13 protein-coding genes are annotated in these 17,604 nt (G+C 52.2%); 2 read left to right on the plus strand and 11 right to left on the minus strand.

What is annotated here, in order from left to right; translation table 11 throughout:
* Positions 1–533: hypothetical protein (locus HY774_26235; protein ID MBI4752001.1), on the minus strand; the 533-nt coding region annotated here is incomplete at its 3' end.
* A gap of 488 nt (positions 534–1,021) precedes the next feature.
* Here HY774_26235 and HY774_26240 point away from each other — a divergent pair.
* Positions 1,022–1,240 carry a hypothetical protein gene (locus HY774_26240; GenBank protein ID MBI4752002.1) on the plus strand — a complete coding sequence of 73 codons (219 nt, stop codon included), beginning with the start codon at positions 1,022–1,024 and terminating at the stop codon, positions 1,238–1,240.
* A gap of 190 nt (positions 1,241–1,430) precedes the next feature.
* On the plus strand, positions 1,431–2,429 hold the full coding sequence (locus HY774_26245; GenBank protein ID MBI4752003.1) for a glycosyltransferase family 2 protein: 999 nt from the start codon (positions 1,431–1,433) through the stop codon (positions 2,427–2,429).
* A 31-nt stretch (positions 2,430–2,460) separates the two neighbouring features.
* On the opposite strand, the gene HY774_26250 is transcribed toward HY774_26245, so the two are convergent.
* The 10 genes from HY774_26250 to HY774_26295 all read right to left on the minus strand — a co-directional run bounded on the left by HY774_26250 (position 2,461) and on the right by HY774_26295 (position 17,460).
* The gene (locus tag HY774_26250; GenBank protein MBI4752004.1) at positions 2,461–3,231 is read right to left on the minus strand and encodes a response regulator transcription factor; all 771 of its coding nucleotides are present in this window, start codon (positions 3,229–3,231) and stop codon (positions 2,461–2,463) included.
* On the minus strand, positions 3,228–4,358 hold the full coding sequence (locus HY774_26255) for a histidine kinase (GenBank protein ID MBI4752005.1): 1,131 nt from the start codon (positions 4,356–4,358) through the stop codon (positions 3,228–3,230). The genes HY774_26250 and HY774_26255 overlap by 4 nt, the downstream gene beginning before the upstream one ends.
* A gap of 487 nt (positions 4,359–4,845) precedes the next feature.
* Positions 4,846–5,031 (minus strand): hypothetical protein, encoded by a 186-nt coding sequence (locus HY774_26260; GenBank protein MBI4752006.1) that lies wholly within the window; start codon positions 5,029–5,031, stop codon positions 4,846–4,848.
* 65 nt (positions 5,032–5,096) lie between these two features.
* Positions 5,097–8,729, minus strand: a complete 3,633-nt coding sequence (locus tag HY774_26265) for a carboxypeptidase regulatory-like domain-containing protein (protein ID MBI4752007.1) — start codon at positions 8,727–8,729, stop codon at positions 5,097–5,099.
* A 205-nt stretch (positions 8,730–8,934) separates the two neighbouring features.
* On the minus strand, positions 8,935–12,270 hold the full coding sequence (locus tag HY774_26270) for a TonB-dependent receptor (protein MBI4752008.1): 3,336 nt from the start codon (positions 12,268–12,270) through the stop codon (positions 8,935–8,937).
* A 415-nt stretch (positions 12,271–12,685) separates the two neighbouring features.
* The gene (locus tag HY774_26275; protein ID MBI4752009.1) at positions 12,686–13,366 is read right to left on the minus strand and encodes a TIGR00266 family protein; all 681 of its coding nucleotides are present in this window, start codon (positions 13,364–13,366) and stop codon (positions 12,686–12,688) included.
* 271 nt (positions 13,367–13,637) lie between these two features.
* The gene (locus HY774_26280; GenBank protein MBI4752010.1) at positions 13,638–14,381 is read right to left on the minus strand and encodes a 4'-phosphopantetheinyl transferase superfamily protein; all 744 of its coding nucleotides are present in this window, start codon (positions 14,379–14,381) and stop codon (positions 13,638–13,640) included.
* Between the two features lie 12 nt (positions 14,382–14,393).
* Positions 14,394–15,140, minus strand: coding sequence for a thioesterase (locus HY774_26285; GenBank protein ID MBI4752011.1), 747 nt, complete (start codon positions 15,138–15,140; stop codon positions 14,394–14,396).
* Between the two features lie 465 nt (positions 15,141–15,605).
* Positions 15,606–17,198, minus strand: coding sequence for a hydantoinase B/oxoprolinase family protein (locus tag HY774_26290; GenBank protein MBI4752012.1), 1,593 nt, complete (start codon positions 17,196–17,198; stop codon positions 15,606–15,608).
* A gap of 4 nt (positions 17,199–17,202) precedes the next feature.
* Positions 17,203–17,460: a four helix bundle protein gene (locus tag HY774_26295; GenBank protein MBI4752013.1), complete on the minus strand. Its 258-nt coding sequence runs from the start codon at positions 17,458–17,460 to the stop codon at positions 17,203–17,205.
* Positions 17,461–17,604 lie beyond the last annotated feature (144 nt).

The raw sequence follows: 17,604 nt of genomic DNA on the forward strand, positions 1-17,604 counted from the left end.
CCCGTCACAACCAGGGTCAACGGCAGGGTTTGAACCACACGGGGCGGACCGGAATAGGTGCCGACCACTTCAAACGGGTAGGTGCCCGGCGGAGTGCCGGGTTGAGTCGTGACGGTCATCCGGCTTGGGTCGTCGTTGGGACGGATACCGCGCGGCACAAAGGTGGCCGATGTTGTCACGGGGAGTCCACGTGCTTCCAAAAACACCGACAGCCGCACGTTTTGTGGCGATTTGGCCGAAATCGTGAACTGGGCGGATTGTCCCGCCTGAACCGTCGCGCTCGGCTTGTCGCTCTGGAGGGTAAACGTGACCGCCTGCCGGACCGCCGCCGGGAGTCGCGGTTCCGCCAATCGCGCACTTTCGCGCAAGAGCGAGTAGGCACGCGGCGATACCGTCAACCGATGCATGGGCGTGCCGCCGGTAACTTCATTGGTTCCAGCGAGATGCGTGGCACGCGCGACAAAAACCGGGAGAACCAAAAAAAGAAGCACTCCCCACAGAACACCGATTGACAACCCTGTATACCGTTTCATGTTCAACTCCGGACCTGTTCAATACCCCGCCTGAAGGCGGAACTCTCAGCTTTTTCCCGCCTGAAGGCGGAGACTTGAGAACTATTCTCCCAACGGAAGCCACTCAACCCCTGACGACCCATTGTTTCCAGGACAGCAGCCAAGAATGCGAAATTGACAGTCTTCAGTTGGCCTGATGAACATCGGCAATGGCCGAATACACCGCGCCTGATCGAGGTTAAATGCTCCCGCAAGCAGATAAAATGGGGTAGGGTGGCTCTACCCAAAATTGATTTGTCTTGTGGGTTGACACAGTAAAGAATCCGGTTTGGCAACGTCAAGTCAAAAGTTCAAATTTTTTCAGTTGAGTGAAAGATTTTTTATGCTATAGATAGAAACGCGGTTCATTCCGTTTTCAAACGGGATGTCGGTTTTAACCTGCGAAGCAGGCGCCAGAGAATAACCCAGGGAAAGTCTTCGAACCCGCATGTTCATCAAGCAAAGGACCTATGGCAAAACTTATTTCGAATACCTGGGTCGAAGCCCAGGGACTGGGCGCAATAATGAGAGCCTCGGGTGGAGCGCAGCGGAATCCGTGGAACACGACAATTCGCCGCCACATTTCATCGCGACCATCGGATTGTTTTCCACGGGCTGGGGCTGACGCCCTGGCGTCCGAGGCTTTCATTCTTCCGCCCACTTCGTGGACTCAGGGCCGGTCAGGCTGAAAGACTCAATCTTTTATTCCCACTGAATAAGTACCTTATCGAAAATTTCCAGACATTTTTAACCACGAAACACACGAACTACACGAAAAGAATCAAACACTTACCAAATCCAATATCTCAGGAAACTTATGACAGGGTACTTATCGGTTTCCGGCAAATCCTGACTTTTGAATTGGTGAAAGGAACGACTATGTCCGTTCAAACAAATCTGGATCTCTCAATACTTCCAGCGGTTTCGGTCGTGGTTGCCACACGCAATCGTGGAGATCAGGTCCGGCAAACCATTGCCTCCATTCTGGCCAATGACTATCCACGATTTGACCTCTGGGTCGTGGACCAGAGTGAATCGGATGACACCTGTCAGGCAGTTCAGCCGTTTGAGACCGATTGTCGGTTGCACTATGTGCGGAGTTCAACCACCGGCGTCTCAACCGGGCGCAATTTGGGGATTACACTCTCTCAAGGCGAGTTGATTGCCATTACCGATGATGACTGCGAGGCGGCTCCCGACTGGATCAGTCAACTGGTGAATGCCTTTTCAGAGCAATCTGCGGCTGGAATTGTCTTTGGAAATGTACTGACAGCACCACACGATACAAACGCCGGATTTATTCCGGGTTATTACCGGAGTGATTGTTTTTTAGCTCGCTCAATTTATTACAAACATTGCGTGGAAGGAATTTCAGCCTGTATGGGGTTGCGCCGGTCGGTATGGCACCAACTCAATGGATTTGACCCGATGCTGGGTGCTGGAGCGCCGCTTAAATCGGCTGGGGAAACCGACTTTGCCGTCCGGGCGTTGCTGGCCAAAATTCCGATTTATGAAACTCCGGCCCCAGCGGTGACTCATTTCGGGTTTCGCACCTGGGACCAGGGACGAAGCTTGGTTCAAGGGTATATGTTCGGCATTGCCGCCGCCCTGGCTAAAAATTTGAAAGGCGGCCACTGGTCAGTGCTGGCGGTTCTGTTTCAGCTTGGCTGGCGGTGGGCGTTCCAAAAGCCGGTTGTTGATTTGGGGCGATGTCCGCCCCGATGGATGCGACTGGCTGCCTTTTGTCGAGGTGCCTGGACGGCGTTGTTGACTCCGGTTGAGCGCGAGACCGGGCAATTTTTGACAGATCACAAGAAGTCGGGCTCAGGGCTTGGGGCTGAAGACGTCGGGCTTGCGAGTCTTAGCCCCAAGCCCTAAGTACAAGGATTTTCAGCCCGATGTCTTCACCCTAAACCCCAATGTCACGCAGGTTTTGCCGGTAGCTTCGGCTGAGAATCAGTTCGGTCTCGTCACGCAAGACAACCCGCATGTCTCCGTGCAGGAGCGATTGCAATCGAACAATTCGATCAATATTGACGGCGACAGATCGGTGAATCCGGACAAAGATTTTCGGATCCATGCGGGACAAAAACGATCCGATGTTTTCCCGGATCAAATGCGAGTTTTTTCCAATGTGCAGCCTGACGTAACTGCCCTCGGCTTCAATCCAGTCAATGGTTTGGACACGCAGGAACATACTGTTTCCAGCCGACCGGATCAGGATTTGCTCGCTGGTGGCCGCATATTTCAATTTCAAGTCTTGTAAACAGGCAATCAATTTCTGGTTAAACGCGTGTTTTTGTCGGGTTTCAATGATGACCTTCGCCCGCTGAAGTGATTTTTCCAGGCGCAGGCGGTCAATTGGCTTTAGCACATAATCAACCGCGTGATGATCAAACGCCGCCACGGCATAGCGGTCAAAAGCAGTCACAAATACCACCAGCGGGAGCAATTCGCCAAGTGATTCGACCAGTTCCAACCCATTCATCATCGGCATCTGAATATCCAAAAGAATGAGTTGGGGTGACATATCTTCCAGGGCTTTGACGACGCCCAGCCCGGAGGTACATTCGCCAATCACCGAAAATTCAGAGTTGGCTTCGACGATGGTTCGCATACAATCACGCGAAAGCGAATCGTCATCCACAATGAGCACCGAAATCGGATGGGGTTGAGTCATATCATCACACTTTCCAGAATATTTTTGAATTGAAGTTCCGCTTCCGGTTGAATGGGGACCGTAAGTGTCACCTTGACTCCCCCTTCCGCGGCTGAAACGAGTTCGAGGCTTGCTTCCCGGCCATACAATTGTTCCAACCTGGCTTTTGTGTTTGCCAGACCGATTCCCTTTCGAGCCGATGGGGATTTCTGGTTGGACAGGGTCAACCCGGGGCCATTGTCTATCACGTCGAGCTGCAACCGATTTCCCAAAATCTTCCCCCGAATGATGATTTCACCAATGGTATCAAGCCCCGTCATGGCATATCGAACCGCATTTTCAACCACGGGTTGGAGAATCAGACTTGGAACATACACATTGAGGGCTTCGGGCGAGACCACAACTGTAACCACCAGCCGGTCGCGATGGCGAATCCGTTCGATGTCCAGGTAACACTCCAGGCACTCCAGTTCCTGTTCCAGCCTGACCTGAACACTATCTGATTGGTAGAGAATCTTTTGCAGAAACTCCCCCAGCCGATGCACCATTTTTTGTGCGCCGGGTAAATCCTGGGTTTGTAACACTGAAATTGAATTCAAAACATTGAAGAGAAAATGTGGATGTAACTGCATTTTCAGCGCCTGGAGTTTGGTTTGATCAAGCTGGGTTTGGAGTTGTAATTCCCGGATCAGCCGGGCTTGTGATTCCTGGCGATAATCAAAGGCGTGGGTGGTAAAAACCAGCATCAAATAGATCAGTAAACTCAGGTTGATCCGCATCAGCAATTCAATTGAGTAGTTATGCAGGGTAAATTCACCAGCCTGAATTGGGTACCAGTTCATGGCGATAATTCCAATGGAGTGAATCACAACCGAAACCACAAACCCGGTCACAAAGTGGACCACCAGATATACCAGAAACTTACGGCCTTCCAGATGGAATCGGCGGGCCATCCCAATGGCAAATTGCGTGGTGGGAAGCCATAGCAAACAAAAAAGGAAACACCCTTTGATGATTCGCCACCAGGGCATTGGTTCGTTGGGGAGAAAAAGGGAAATGGCCACTGTCGTCTGGCACACGAAATACACAAAGGCAATGCCCCAGGCCAGGGTGACGTATTTCCAGGATTTCCAATCGCACCAGGTCATGAAGGGTCCTGCTTCCTGCTGTGCAAACAATACACAGAACATGAGGATGGTTGAGGATATAAAGTTTGGCCTGAGTGGAAAACTAAAACCAGCGTGTGTGCGACGGAAGGAAATGTGTGCTTCTATACACTCGGAAACCAGTATTTTGTTCCTAAAAAAATCAAAAATTCTCCCTTCCAGTCGGGAAAAACTAGAATTGAACAAATTTTCACCAAAAAGAAAACAAGCTGGATCCGAAAATCCAGCTTGTTACAAAAAAATGGAATTGAGGATTGAGTGGAAGATTTCAGGAGGAGGATTGACCCGATTTCTTCAGCCCCATCTAATACCAGTTTGTAGTCAGTAGTCAGTAGTCAGTAGTCAGCAGTTCGCTAAGTACAAGTCCCCATTAAGTACCTTACCGAAAATTTCCAGACATTTTAACCACGAAACACACGAACTACACGAAAAGAATCAAACACTTACCCAATCCAATATCTTAGGAAACTTATGACAAGGTACTTAAAGGGGGATGAAATTCGACCACTGGCCAGGAGAAAATTGGTTTTCGCCCGGATGGGCGCTGGAACAGGAGTCGTGAGCCAGAAGCCAGAAATTCGACGAAAACCGGGACCCGAACCAGCTTCCAGCGCCCATCCGGGCGAAAGCCAATTCGGAGGAACCAAAATTCCATCCCCCATTTATGGGGACTTGTACTTAGCGAACTACTGACTACGAACTACTGACTACTGACTGGTATTAAAACACGATCTTGAACGCCAGTTGGACCACCCGTGGGTTGTTCAACTGCGAGCCGACCTGGCCAAACACCGCGCTGTTGATGTTCTGGTTATCAATCCCAAAGACTGGGTGATTGTTGAAGTTAAAGAATTCCGCCCGGAATTCAGTGGTGATGCGTTCGGTGATCGGAGTTACTTTCAAGAAACTGAAATCCCAGTTGGTAAACACCGGGTTGTTGAACGAATTTCGGGCCACGCTGCCGACTGAACCGGCCCGTGGATTGAAAAAGGCTTGCCCGGCAAATGGTCCGCGACCATCTGGAGATACGGCCCGACCATCCGGCCCAATGATGGATGGGTTGATGAGGTAGATTCCATTCGCTGTTTGATACACACCAATCATATCTTTGATTTGTTCGTTGGTAAGCGATGAAATCACCGTGTTATTGCCTGAGCGCCCCCCCCGGTTTAAGGTACCGCGACCGGAAATGATTGAAAATGGGCTTCCGGACTGCACATTGATAATCGAGGTGACTGCCCAGCCACCCACCACCTTGCGCAGAATCGAGTTCCCTGGATTGAACCGTTTTCCTTGACCAAACGGCAACTCATAGATCACATTGGCTTTGTAGATATGCGGAATGTCAGTTTGAGCCCGTGCATATTCAAGCCCCGGCTGGTTGTTGTCCAGCAGCGGTTCAAACAACACCTGTGGATTGATATTGGGCGAGGTCGTCAGGTTTTTGCTCCAGGTGTAGTTGGTCTGGAACGTCAACCCATTTGAAAACCGGTGTCGCAATTCAACCTGCAAGGCGTGATAATTGGATTCGGTATTGTTGGCCAGCACGTCAGCCACAAACAGGTTGGGATTGGCCACAAAATTGACGCTGCCGTTGAGCCCCAACTGATGATAAATCGCGGCCAGTTGACCGGCTTCACCACGCTGGATCAACGGTTGAATCGTCCCAGTATTGGTCAGAACTCCACCCGCCACCAGATTTGGAAACACTGTGAGTTGCTGGCTGCCGTTGATGTTCGGGTTAAAGCGTGGATCAAACCGACCAGTCTGTGCCAGGGCCAGGAAGCCGTTGCTTTGTGCCCGCAGCACATCATCGGCAAAACCATTGCCCAGGACATCCACCTGGTTGAAGTCAACCCCTCGAACCAGATTCGTGCTCTTGTTGCCGACATAGCGGAACGAAACCACCATGTTATTGGTCAACTCACGATCCATGCTGACGTTCCACTGATGGAAAAACGGCGTTTTGAATTGCTTATCAATTCCAAAAGCAGCCGTGGTGTTGTCGAGCTGGAAATTCTGCAGATAGGTACGCGGGACCTGAAACTGTGGTGGCGCAAAGGTTGTCTGCAAAAGCTGAGGAATGTCGTTGGTGGCGGTCCCAAACAAATCATTGACATTGATCGCGGACTGCAATCCGTCGTTTCCTCGCAATGCATTGTATGGCCCGATAAATGCCTGATCATTGACATACGAAATCGAATATCCACCCCGCAATACTGTCTGACGGCCAAGACCAGGAATATCCCAGGCGAGACTGATGTTTGGGGCAAAATTGTCACGGTCGGGGTCATGGACAAATCCATTGACAAACTCAAGCGTTCCGTTTGGATCAAGCACGGCGTCACGTACATTGCGGCCATTGAGCGTTGGGGTGAGTAACAGGTTATCCCGTTCCGTTAACGGCGTCCGGTAATCCCATCGCATCCCCAAATTAAGGGTAACCCGTGGGTGAATCCGCCACGAGTCGGTAAAATATCCCGAGTATTCCTTATACTCCAGGTTGCGTTGATTGCGAATGCCCCGCTGGAAGCCTGAAGTCTGTGAGGTAACCTCATAACTGACCAGTCCTTCCGCAATCACTCCGCCGAGTAACGCCAGCAGATTGTTGGCAGTGGCAAGCTGGGTGGCATCAATCCCTCCAGGGAAATTGCCGGAGGTTAATGCGGCATCGTCAGGCGCCCCCGCGCCGAAACCGATGGTAAACAAGGGCGGCGTCCCATTGCTAAACAGAAATGGATTGGTCCGGACACGATTGATTTGACCACCAAACCGCATAAAGTGTGACCCGATGGTGTAGGACGCACTATCAATAAATGAAAGTGAGGTCGTTGTCCGACCCTGGCTGGTAAATGTATTGACCGGATTTGTAATCAAGGGCAGATCGTAAAACACGGAGTTCAAATCCGCTTCTGAGTTGAAGTTTCCAACGGGTCGGTTTCCACCGATCCGGAGTTCATTCGTCATTCGCGGGCTGATGACCCAGGTCCAGGCACCCACGGCAAAGTTGGTGTCCGTGACGTTATTCACCAGTGGTTTTTGGGTAAAAATCAAATCGGCATCCGGTCGGTCAACCGTTTCATACGCCCGGTTATAAATTCCCTCGAACCGATGGCTGGCGTTCATCACATAATCAAGGCGGAAGCCGCCGGAACTCCGGTCCCGGTTAAACGACCGGTTCAGCGAAAACCCCGTGGTGTTGAGACCATCACCTTGTGCGGTGGAATTCCCACTGGTTGGCAACTGGTTGATAATCGCCGCCATGGCTGGATCAGGTCCGATGTCGCTGAGTCCAAACAGGTTTACGGTCCGGGTTTGGCCGCTATTGTCTCGATAGGTAAAGATCCCCTGTCGGGCATTGGGCAGGAGAATGGTGTTGGTTTGTGGCACGCTTCGGCGTTCTTTCACGCCTTCATAAAACATAAAGAAAAACAGTTTATCTTTAATGGCTGGGCCAGCCAGGGTAAATCCAAACTGATTTCGGATGAGTTGTGGTTTTTCCAACCCTTGTAGATTATTGAAAAAGTCATTGGCGCCGAGCGCGCTATTGCGGTGATATTCAAAGACCTGCCCATGAAACTCGTTTGTTCCGGATGGGGAAATCGTTCGAACCGCTGATGCGCCTCCCGAAACGTCCACATCACCGTTTTGGGTTGTCACCGAAAATTCAGCCACCTGGGCAACGGTTGGCCGATTCGGGGTAAAATCCAATGAATTTTCACGAATGTAGTTATCCTGAATGTTGATGCCATCCTGGGTAACCGACGCGGTGCCTGCCCGCTGTCCATTGATAATGGTATAGGCATTGTCCTGAGCGTTATTGCTGCCACTGGCCACGCCCGCCTGCAACTGAATGAGTTGCAGCACGTCGCGACCATTGATTGGCAAATCCTGGACTTGCTTTTGGTTCACGGTGTTTTTCACTTCGGCGGTTGAGGTTTGCACCAACTCTTCGCCGGCTGAAACCGTTACGACTTCGCCTTCGGAACCGACTTCAAGTCCGACCGTCAGGCCATATTCCTGGCCCACGTCAATTTTGACGTCTTCGCGGGCTGCCTTTTTAAAACCGGGGGCTTCAACCGTAACGGTGTACTGTCCGACCAGCAATTGCGGGAAAATCGCGACGCCAAGCTCATTTGCGGTGTTTGTAACAACCGTTGACGTCCCAATATTTGTAATAGTTACGGTGGCACCGGCCACGACGGCGCCGGTCTGATCTTTGGCCGTCACAATCAGACGTCCATTTGTTCCCTGCGCCCAGGCAGATTGTGTCAGCAAAAACACCAGTCCCAGAACACATCCGAACCAGTATCCGGTGCGTCCCAGGAATGGTTTCATCCAAAGTGTATTCATATTCCCTCCAGATAAAAAAAAGGAGGAGGCAGGTCAAAAACGATACCCTTCGGCCAGACACCGGGCCGGTCAGGACAGAGGGTTGGCGTGGATTTCTTTTCCGACATCCCACAATCAACACGAACAGAAATCCAAACTCCATTGCCCGGTCCCGACCTGGCTCAGTCTCAGTTTTCAGGTGCCGTCCTCAACCCGGCCTCACATCCTAAAAGATCAGCTTGAGCCCAAACTGAATCGTGCGCGGACGTCCCGCGAACACACGCGGGTTGTTAAACGAGGGGCTGGCCACGTTGGCAAACGCCAGGTTGGTGGCATTGGTAATCCCGATTTGGCCAGGATCAACCACGCTCCCGTTGCCGACGGTCAACTGCTCGTGATTGAAGGCGTTGAACATCTCGGTTCGGAACTGCAGCCGCATGCCTTCCCGAATTTCAAAATCCTTGAAAATCGAGATGTCAAAGTTGTTGATTCCAGGTGAACGCAGTGTATTGGCACCAACGGTGGAAATGACGCCCTGACCAGCTCGAATGTACTGGGCATTTGGGTTCACGGCGAGATAGCCAACCGTTTGGCCCTGTGAGTTTGTCACTGGCGTGACATTGCTCCCAGTTCCTGGAATACCATTTGGATTAAACAGGGCCCGATCACCAGCCGTGTCACCGTTCAAATTGCTATCGGTTGCACTCAGCGCCGTAAATGGCTGGCCACTTTCAGCCGTGTAGATCAGGTTGGACTGGAAGCCACCCAAGAGTGTTCGCGCCAGTCGGTTCTGGCTCTTTCGGAACCACGGCAGCTCCCAAATGATTGAGGTCACAAACCGATGGGGACGATCTATGGCTGAAAGCCCGCGCATGTCGCCCAGATTAAAGCCATCCTGGGCCCGGCGGGGGTTGATAAAGCTTGTAAACAGGTCATTGGTCCCAAAGTCAATCGTCTTGCTAAACGTGTAAGCGGCTGACATCGTGTAGCCATGTGAAAACCGTTTCGTGAGATCAACCGACCCCGCGTGGTAGGTTGAGCTTCCAACCGGAAGAAACGCCGTCATGGTTGGACTGACAAAATCAGCCACACCCAATCCGCCGACACCGTTGCCATAGATTGAAATATTGAGCAGCTCGTCCAGCGTCCGCATGGAGTCGAGCGTTCCCTGATCCGGCACCTGTGACGCATTCAAGTAGGTTGGCAAACTGAACCCGGCGATTGGGAAAATGCTATTTCCGCCATTCAACCGAATTTGAGCAATTTGCTTGACGCCACGCGTGCCCAGATACCGAAGTTCAACACTCCAGTCCCGATGCAACTGGCGCTGGTAACTCAAGCTCCAGCTCATGGTGTAGGGCAACACCCGATCTGGAATAAAGGCGGATGATGCGGCGCGGGCATCTGCCGGGGTATTGGGAGGAATGGGGGTATTGCCCAAACCACCGTTGGCGATAAAGTTGGTCGCGGTCCCAAACGCACCGCCATCACCGGCAGCGGTATTGAGTTCCTGCTGGAATTGCGGCGGCAACTGGAGCGTGCCCAGATTGCCATAGGCCACGTCAAACGACGTTCCGAAACCGGCACGGATTGAGCTTTCGCCGTTGTTGCCAAACAGGAAGTGACCGATGCCTTCCTTGTAATCCGGTGCCCAGGCCAGCCCAATGCGCGGCGCGAAGTTGTTTTTGTCGGTTTTCGGAACACCGAACTCGATCACGCCCGGCACGTTGGCAATGGCGTTGAGCGCCTGGAGTTTTTCATCCCGGAAAATCGTGTAGAACTCATAGCGCAGGCCCAGATTCAACGTCAGGTTCGATGTGAGTTTGACGTCATCCTGCACAAACCAGTAAATGGATTTCCGGTTGGCGGCAAACGCCGATGAGCCGACGCCTTTCAACCCGCCGTTAAAACCGGTCGGTTTGAGGTCGCGCAGGAATTCTTCAAGCGTTGAGTAGTCGTATTCGCCACGTCCGCGCGGTAGGAAACCGTTGGAGGAAATGACGTTGCGGAATTCAACGCCGAATTTCAAGGTGTGTTTGCCCTTGAGCCAGGTCAGGTTGTTGACATACTGGTAGCTGTTGGTGGTTTCACCCTGGGGTGATTCACCCTGGGGACCAAAGACATACCCCGTATCGTTAAAGCTGAAGTTTGGAAAAGCCGCAAATTCATCGGGCACGCCAAACGAGTTGTTTTTGCGCCGGTACGAAATCCGGGTTTCATTGATCAACGTCGGCGAGAAGTTGTGAATGAACGCGACCGATGCCAGTTGATTCAACTGGGTGAATGCCCCGTTAAACACCGGATTGCCATTTCCATTATTCGGTTGGGTGGATCTGGCATAGTTGTAGCGATACCGTACCTGATCACCATTGCCCAGCACCTGGTCCACATTGACGTTAAAGGTGTGATTGGCTTCAAAATCGGCATTGAGGAAGTTCACTGTTCCAACCGGAATTTCCTGTCCAAGAACAGGCACCGTGGTTTCAGCGACACTGGCGGGGACGGTGTATTGTTTTAACAGTCCAAGGGTGACCGGACTCACCCCATTGAGGGTTTCAAGTCGGGCAAACCCGGCGGCAGTGGGTGTCAGGAAACTGGCTGGATCTCCTGCCGTACCCGTCGTGTCATACTGGTAAGCCCCAAAAAAGAACAATTTGTTCTTGATAATCGGTCCGCCTAAAAAACCAGCCACGCGGTTGAAATCAAAGCGTGGTCGCTTGTCGGGGAGTTCACCACGGGCAATCGCTTCTTTGGTTAAATGATCCACCGCCTTGTAATTGCGGTTGATGTTGAACCAGCTCGCGCCACCATGGAATTCATTGGTGCCGGATTTGGTGATGGTATTGAATTGACCGGCGGACGAATGTCCAAATTCCGCCGTGTATTGATTGGTCAGGAGCGTAAATTCAGCCACCGATTCCGGAATGACTTCGATCACGCTCCCGGTCAGAATCGTGTCGTTATTGTCCACGCCATCCAGGGTGAAACTATTGTTGCGGGGGCGGTTGCCGCCGACCGAACCACCTTCGCCGGCAGTTCCGCCAGCCTGAGACGTGATATTTGGGGCCAGCAGCGCCAGTTCGAGTTGCGAGTTGTTAAAGCTCGGCAATTCAACCACTTTGCGGGCTTCAAACGTGTTGCCGAGGATCGAGCTGCTGGTTTCGACCAGCACGTCGCCGCCAGAAACGGTGACAACTTCGCTCACTTCACCCGGCAGCATTTTAATTGTCACATCAATCACGGCATTGAGCGCAATCCCGACATTATCAATGGACGTTGTTTTAAAACCGCCGGCTTCGGCTGAGATCGAATACTTTCCGACGGGAAGGTAATTGATTCGGAACAAACCGGAAGCATCGGCTGTGGCAGTGGTGCTGTAGCCAGTCTCCATATTGGTGACCTTGACCGACGCGCCACTGATAACGGCGCCGGATTCATCAATGACTTTCCCATTGATGCCACCATCGGTGGCCTGAGCAAAAACCGAAGCGGTCCATCCCACCCCGACCAGCAGCGCCAGTACCAGCGGATACAAAAAGAGTTGAGCAAATCGTTTCGACATATGTGAGTCCTTCCTTGATTCGAAGATCGAGGCGGAATTGAAAAAAGAAAACACATCTCCCATCCCGTTTTGGACAGGTGCTTTTGAACTTGAATGTCTGGGAGAGTGCCTGCGAAACGAACCAGACCCCACCACAATCACAAGCCGAATCTGGTTCGGTGTGGCGTCAGTCTATGGAAATCACAGTTGAGGGAAACGAAAATGGGAAGACTGGGGCTTTTTTGTCACGAATCGGATTCTTTTGAGGATGAGAATCGGGTTCGGGGTTCAGGGTTCGGGGTTCGGGGTTCAGGGTTCGGGGTTCAGGGTTCAGGGTTCGGGGGAAAAAGGCAAAAGGACAAAAGGGACATAAAGGACATAAATTCGAAAACCCGGAACCCGGAACCCGGAACCCGGAACCCGGAACCCGGATGGTTTATCCTCCGCTGGTTGGGAAAAAGGCTTTCAGGGCACCGGCAAAGGCTGACAGATTGCGGGTTTGCAGGAAGATTTCGCCTGGTCCGGTGTATTCACACACAAAACCTTCGCCGCTGACCATGCTTCGGAAAAACCCTTGCTGTGAAGCTTTGCGAATCGTGTACTGAACACTGGTTTCAAACGCCACGATATGGCCGGTGTCCACAATGTAGCGTTCCCCTGGGTTCAGCCGTTTACGCCGGATGGCGCCAAAACTTGATATCAAGAGGGTTCCGGTTCCCGATAACTTCATCAGGAAGAGTCCTTCACCTGAAAAAAATGATTTCGCCCCGCCAAATTTCAGGTCGAGTTCAATGCTTGGGGAGGAAGCCAGATAGCCGCCTGATTGAACGAAATATGATTGATTTGCCAGTTCAAGCACCACGATGTCGCCTGGCGCCGGAGGGGCAAAGGTCACCTCGCCAGGACCGCCGCGAGCGGTAAAGGTGTTGATAAAGGCTGATTCACCAACCACGGCCCGCTTCAAAACACCCATAATGCCGCCTTGTGCCTGCGACTGAAGATCAACATTGGCCGACATCGAAACCATCGCACCAGCTTCGGCCTTGATTGATTGTTCAGGTCGAAGTGTCACTACCGCCAGTGCAAAGGCACCGGCTGGTTCAATCGAACATTGCAGGCCACCTGCGCCCGATTGATACCCGCCCGGTCCGGGTGGCGGTTGATATCCTCCCTGGGGTGGATAGGCAGGTGGTGGTTGTGGAGGCGGATACCCTTGCGGTGGTCCTTGTTGATAGGGAGGGGGAACATACCCTCCAGGCTGATACCCAGGCGGAGGTTGAGGAGTTGCTGGGGTTGGATTGGCCGGGGTGCCGCATTGCACGCAAAACCGATATCCGTCAGGTACATTGGCATTGCATTTCAAGCAAATCATTCAAATGCCTCCATTCTCAAAATTCAGGTTGAAAATCATAAAACTGAAACTGAGGGTACCGACCTTCACCGGAAACGGCAGCCGCATAGTGCGGCCCAGGTGAAAAGCGACGCACCCACCACCGTGGTTTTTCACAGGTACTGTCATACACAATCGTTTTCCCTTCATCCATGGCCGAGGAAATATCAAATTCGTTGAGCGGCATTGAAAGGCCGGTTCCACGGGCTTTGATATAGGCTTCCTTGCAGGTCCAACATACGAAAAACGATTCCTGGCGCTGCGGTTCGGGCATGGCGGCCAGCATCAGTTTTTCACAGGTTGAAAATAAATCATTGGCAATCCGTTCCCCCTCGAAATCACCTCGAATATGCTCCACGTCAATTCCAACTTCGCAATCCAGGGCAAAGGCACAAAGAATCAGATCTCCTGAGTGAGACAGGTTAAACTCAAGTGGTTGAAAGGGATCTGGCTGGTTGGACAGTGAAGGCTTGCCCCGCTCGCCATATTGAAAAGCGAGTTCGGCAGGTTCGAGGTTAAGGTAGCGTCCCAAGAGCGTCCGCAATAGCCCTCGGCTGATAATTGACTGGACCCGGTCTTTTTCAAAAAAGAACCGCCCGGCACGCGCCAGCTCATCTTCGGCCAAAACGGCTTGAAACGCCGGAAGCGAAGTCGCCAGATTGGAAATTGAAGCCCGCCACACCTGAACGACATTCGGGACCAACTCATTTTGATCACTACCGGAAAGCCATTCGTCCGTCATTTTAGATTCCCTTCAGGCCAGCAACGCACTAACCAGTTGTAGATATTCGGTTTGGGCTGAGTGCAGGAAAAAATGATCTCCTGGAAACATCCGAAGCTGAAATTCCCGAGTGGTATGCACGCGCCAGCCTTCGAGTCGTTCACGGTCAATGTCACGGTCGGCAATTCCCCCCAGAACCGTTAAGGGGCAGTCCAATGGTTGTTCTGGTTGATACCGATAGGTTTCGCACACCGCAAAATCCGCCCGGAGAATCGGCAAACACAATTGCATCAACTCCTGGTTGTCGAGGACCTCACGTGGCGTGCCATTCAATTGCCGAAGTTCATGCAGAAACTCGATTTCCGGCAACGCATGGAGCGGTTTTTTTAGATCGGGGAGGTGCGGTGCGCCACGCCCTGAAATCACCAATCGTTCAGGCATTGGGTGCCGATAGTGGCGCAGGTACCGGGTCAGTTCAAAGCTGACAAGTCCACCCATGCTATGTCCGAGAAAAACAAATGGCCGATCAAAGAATGGGGTCAGCGCACTGGCAACGGCTTCGATCAACGGCGGGAGCGAGGTAAACGGAGTTTCCCCAAGGCGACTTCCGCGCCCAGGAAGCTGGATATTGCACAATTCAACCGTTGGAGGAAGCAACCGCGACCAGGCATGAAAAACCGTGGCCCCGCCACCAGCATAAGGGAAACAAAACAATCGTCGCGTGGCATTTGGAATTGGCCTGGGTCGGATTACCCAGGCAGTACTGGCTGAAATTCGCATCATATGGAAGGTGGTTTCAAGTTCGGAGATAAGGAGTGGGAGGAATTATGTATCAAGAACGCAGAATTGAGAATGAAAAAAGTGGTTAATGGTTAGTGGTTAGTGGTTAGAAATCAATACTTTTAGTGATGAGTGATGAGTGATGAGTGATGAGTGGTTAGTGGTTAGTGGTTAGTGATGCCAGTGAAGAGTTGAAGCGGTTTTTGGGGTTTGAGCCCAGGAACTGGGCGAAAGAGTTAAAGCCTCGGGTGGAGCGGAGCGGAATCCGTGGAAAACAGAATCGGTGGCGATGAATTCAGCCGTCGCCCAGGCCACGCTGACCGGTGATGAATGCCACGGATTCCATTCGCTGACGCTCATTGCACCCGAGGCTTGAAGAATGTCACCCGCTTCGCGGGTTCAAATCCGCTCATTTTTTCAACTCTTCACTGGCATCACTAACCACTAACCACTAACCACTAACCACTAATCAAATTCTTCATTCCTCCCATACCCGCCCCCGCCTGGGGTTTCAATCCGTAGCCGGTCGCCAGCGTTGAGCTTGAGATTCACCTTGCCGGGCAATTCAGTTTCAACTCCGTCGTGGATCACAAGATTGCACCCAGACTGGCCGGAATTACCGCCAAATAATCCATACGGGGTGCTGGTGCGGCGCTCGGAAATAACGGTAACTTCAGTTTCCCCAAGCATTTCATATTCACGAACCAGTCCTTCGCCTCCTCGAAACTGTCCATTTCCACCGCTTCCTTTTCGCAATCCATACTGACGGACTCGAACCGGCAAATAATGTTCAATCGCTTCGACCGGGGTATTGCGGGTGTTGCTCATATGGGTGTGAACGCCACTGATTCCATCCAAACCGGCTCGACCACCCATCCCACCGCCCAGGGTTTCATAGTAGGCAAACGGCTTCCCGGACCTGAAGTCAGTTCCTCCGAGCGTCACATTATTCATAGTTCCCTGGCTGGCCGCCTGAATGCGGTCTGGAAGAGCCTGCGCTAAGGCCCCAAGCAGGACATCCGTAATTCGTTGCGAAGTTTCAACGTTACCACCAGCCACAGCGGCAGGTCGGTTGGCATTGACAATGGAGCCTGCCGGCGCCTGAACTTTCACCGCCCGGGCAATACCCGCGTTATACAGGATATTTTCTGTCACCAGGCATCGAAAAGCATACAGGGTTGCCGACAAGGTCATCGCAAAATTGGCGTTGACGCCGCCTTTGGTTTGCGGGTCGCTGCCTGAAAAATCAACTTCAGCCTGGTCACCCGCGATTTTGACAGTGGCACAAATCCGAATCGGATGCTGGCTGAAGCCATCGTCATCAAGGGCGTCTTCGAAAAAATAGGTTCCATCCGGAATTTCAGCAATTGTCGCCCGCATCACCCGTTCAGTGTAGTTCTGTAAGGCTGCGGCCTGGGTTTCAACCCGCCCCTGCCCGTATTTGGCGACCATGTGGAGCAACCGCTGTTCAGCCGTGCGGTTGGCGGCAATTTGGGCCGCGATATCGCCTTCGCGTTCGGTCGGAGTTCGAACATTCGCCAAAATCAGCGCCAACACATCCCGCACCATTTTTCCACGGCTGACCAGCTTGATTGGAGGAATGATCAGCCCTTCCTGAAACAGTTCCGACGCCAGCGGCATGGATCCAGGACTCATTCCACCGACATCCGAATGGTGCGCCCGGTTGGCAACATAAAAAGCCAGCGTTCGGCGGCCACGTGTTCGCTTCGTCGGCGCGAAGACCGGAGAGACAAAGGTGATGTCCGGCAGATGGGTGCCGCCGCAGAACGGGTCATTGACAATGACCACATCGCCTTCTTCCATTGGAACGGCCTCAATGGCGGCCTGAACCGAAAGCGGCATGGCCCCAAGGTGAACTGGCATATGGTCGCCCTGGGCAATCGTTTCGCCACGGGCATCATAGACGGCACATGAAAAATCAAGGCGCTCTTTGATATTGGGGGAAAACGCCGTGCGACACAGCGTCACACCCATTTCCTCGGCAATCGAAACGAACAGATTTTTAAAGACTTCAAATTCAATGGGTTGGAAAGGCATGGGCTTAGGGTTCAGGGTTCGGGGTTCGGGGTTCGGGGTTCGGGGTTCGGGGTTCGGGGTTCAGGGTTCGGGGTTCAGGGTTCAGGTTAACATTCTTTGAATTCAATGAGTTTATAAGTTTATTTAACAATCTTCCGACTTGTTGACTTAATTGCCAAACTAATTTGGCTTCCTCACGGGTGGTAAACTGCAACCGAATGGAAATTATAAGATGAGTTTCAACTTCCATAAGCGAGCCTTTGGCAATTGAAAGGTGGTGCAAATACTGTTCCACAAAACATATTAAGTTGCTATATGCTTTGCTCCGAGGGTTTTGCCGCGTGAGCGGATTGCCTTCGGAAGTTTCGTTCTCAGAGTGGCTGGCAGGTCGTGACGAGCCTCTGGCGCTCTCCCCTGTGGACAGGTC

This window comes from Acidobacteriota bacterium (assembly GCA_016208495.1).
Lineage (GTDB): Bacteria > Acidobacteriota > Blastocatellia > Chloracidobacteriales > Chloracidobacteriaceae > JACQXX01.

Bases quoted from the DNA above. Each gene is read 5' to 3' on its own strand.
- HY774_26290 (MBI4752012.1), bottom strand. From the start codon at position 17,198: ATGCCTTTCCAACCCATTGAATTTGAAGTCTTTAAAAATCTGTTCGTT.
- HY774_26280 (MBI4752010.1), bottom strand. From the start codon at position 14,381: ATGACGGACGAATGGCTTTCCGGTAGTGATCAAAATGAGTTGGTCCCG.
- HY774_26260 (MBI4752006.1), bottom strand. From the start codon at position 5,031: ATGGAATTTTGGTTCCTCCGAATTGGCTTTCGCCCGGATGGGCGCTGG.
- HY774_26265 (MBI4752007.1), bottom strand. From the start codon at position 8,729: ATGAATACACTTTGGATGAAACCATTCCTGGGACGCACCGGATACTGG.
- HY774_26245 (MBI4752003.1), top strand. From the start codon at position 1,431: ATGTCCGTTCAAACAAATCTGGATCTCTCAATACTTCCAGCGGTTTCG.
- HY774_26240 (MBI4752002.1), top strand. From the start codon at position 1,022: ATGGCAAAACTTATTTCGAATACCTGGGTCGAAGCCCAGGGACTGGGC.
- HY774_26255 (MBI4752005.1), bottom strand. From the start codon at position 4,358: ATGACCTGGTGCGATTGGAAATCCTGGAAATACGTCACCCTGGCCTGG.
- HY774_26285 (MBI4752011.1), bottom strand. From the start codon at position 15,140: ATGCGAATTTCAGCCAGTACTGCCTGGGTAATCCGACCCAGGCCAATT.
- HY774_26270 (MBI4752008.1), bottom strand. From the start codon at position 12,270: ATGTCGAAACGATTTGCTCAACTCTTTTTGTATCCGCTGGTACTGGCG.
- HY774_26250 (MBI4752004.1), bottom strand. From the start codon at position 3,231: ATGACTCAACCCCATCCGATTTCGGTGCTCATTGTGGATGACGATTCG.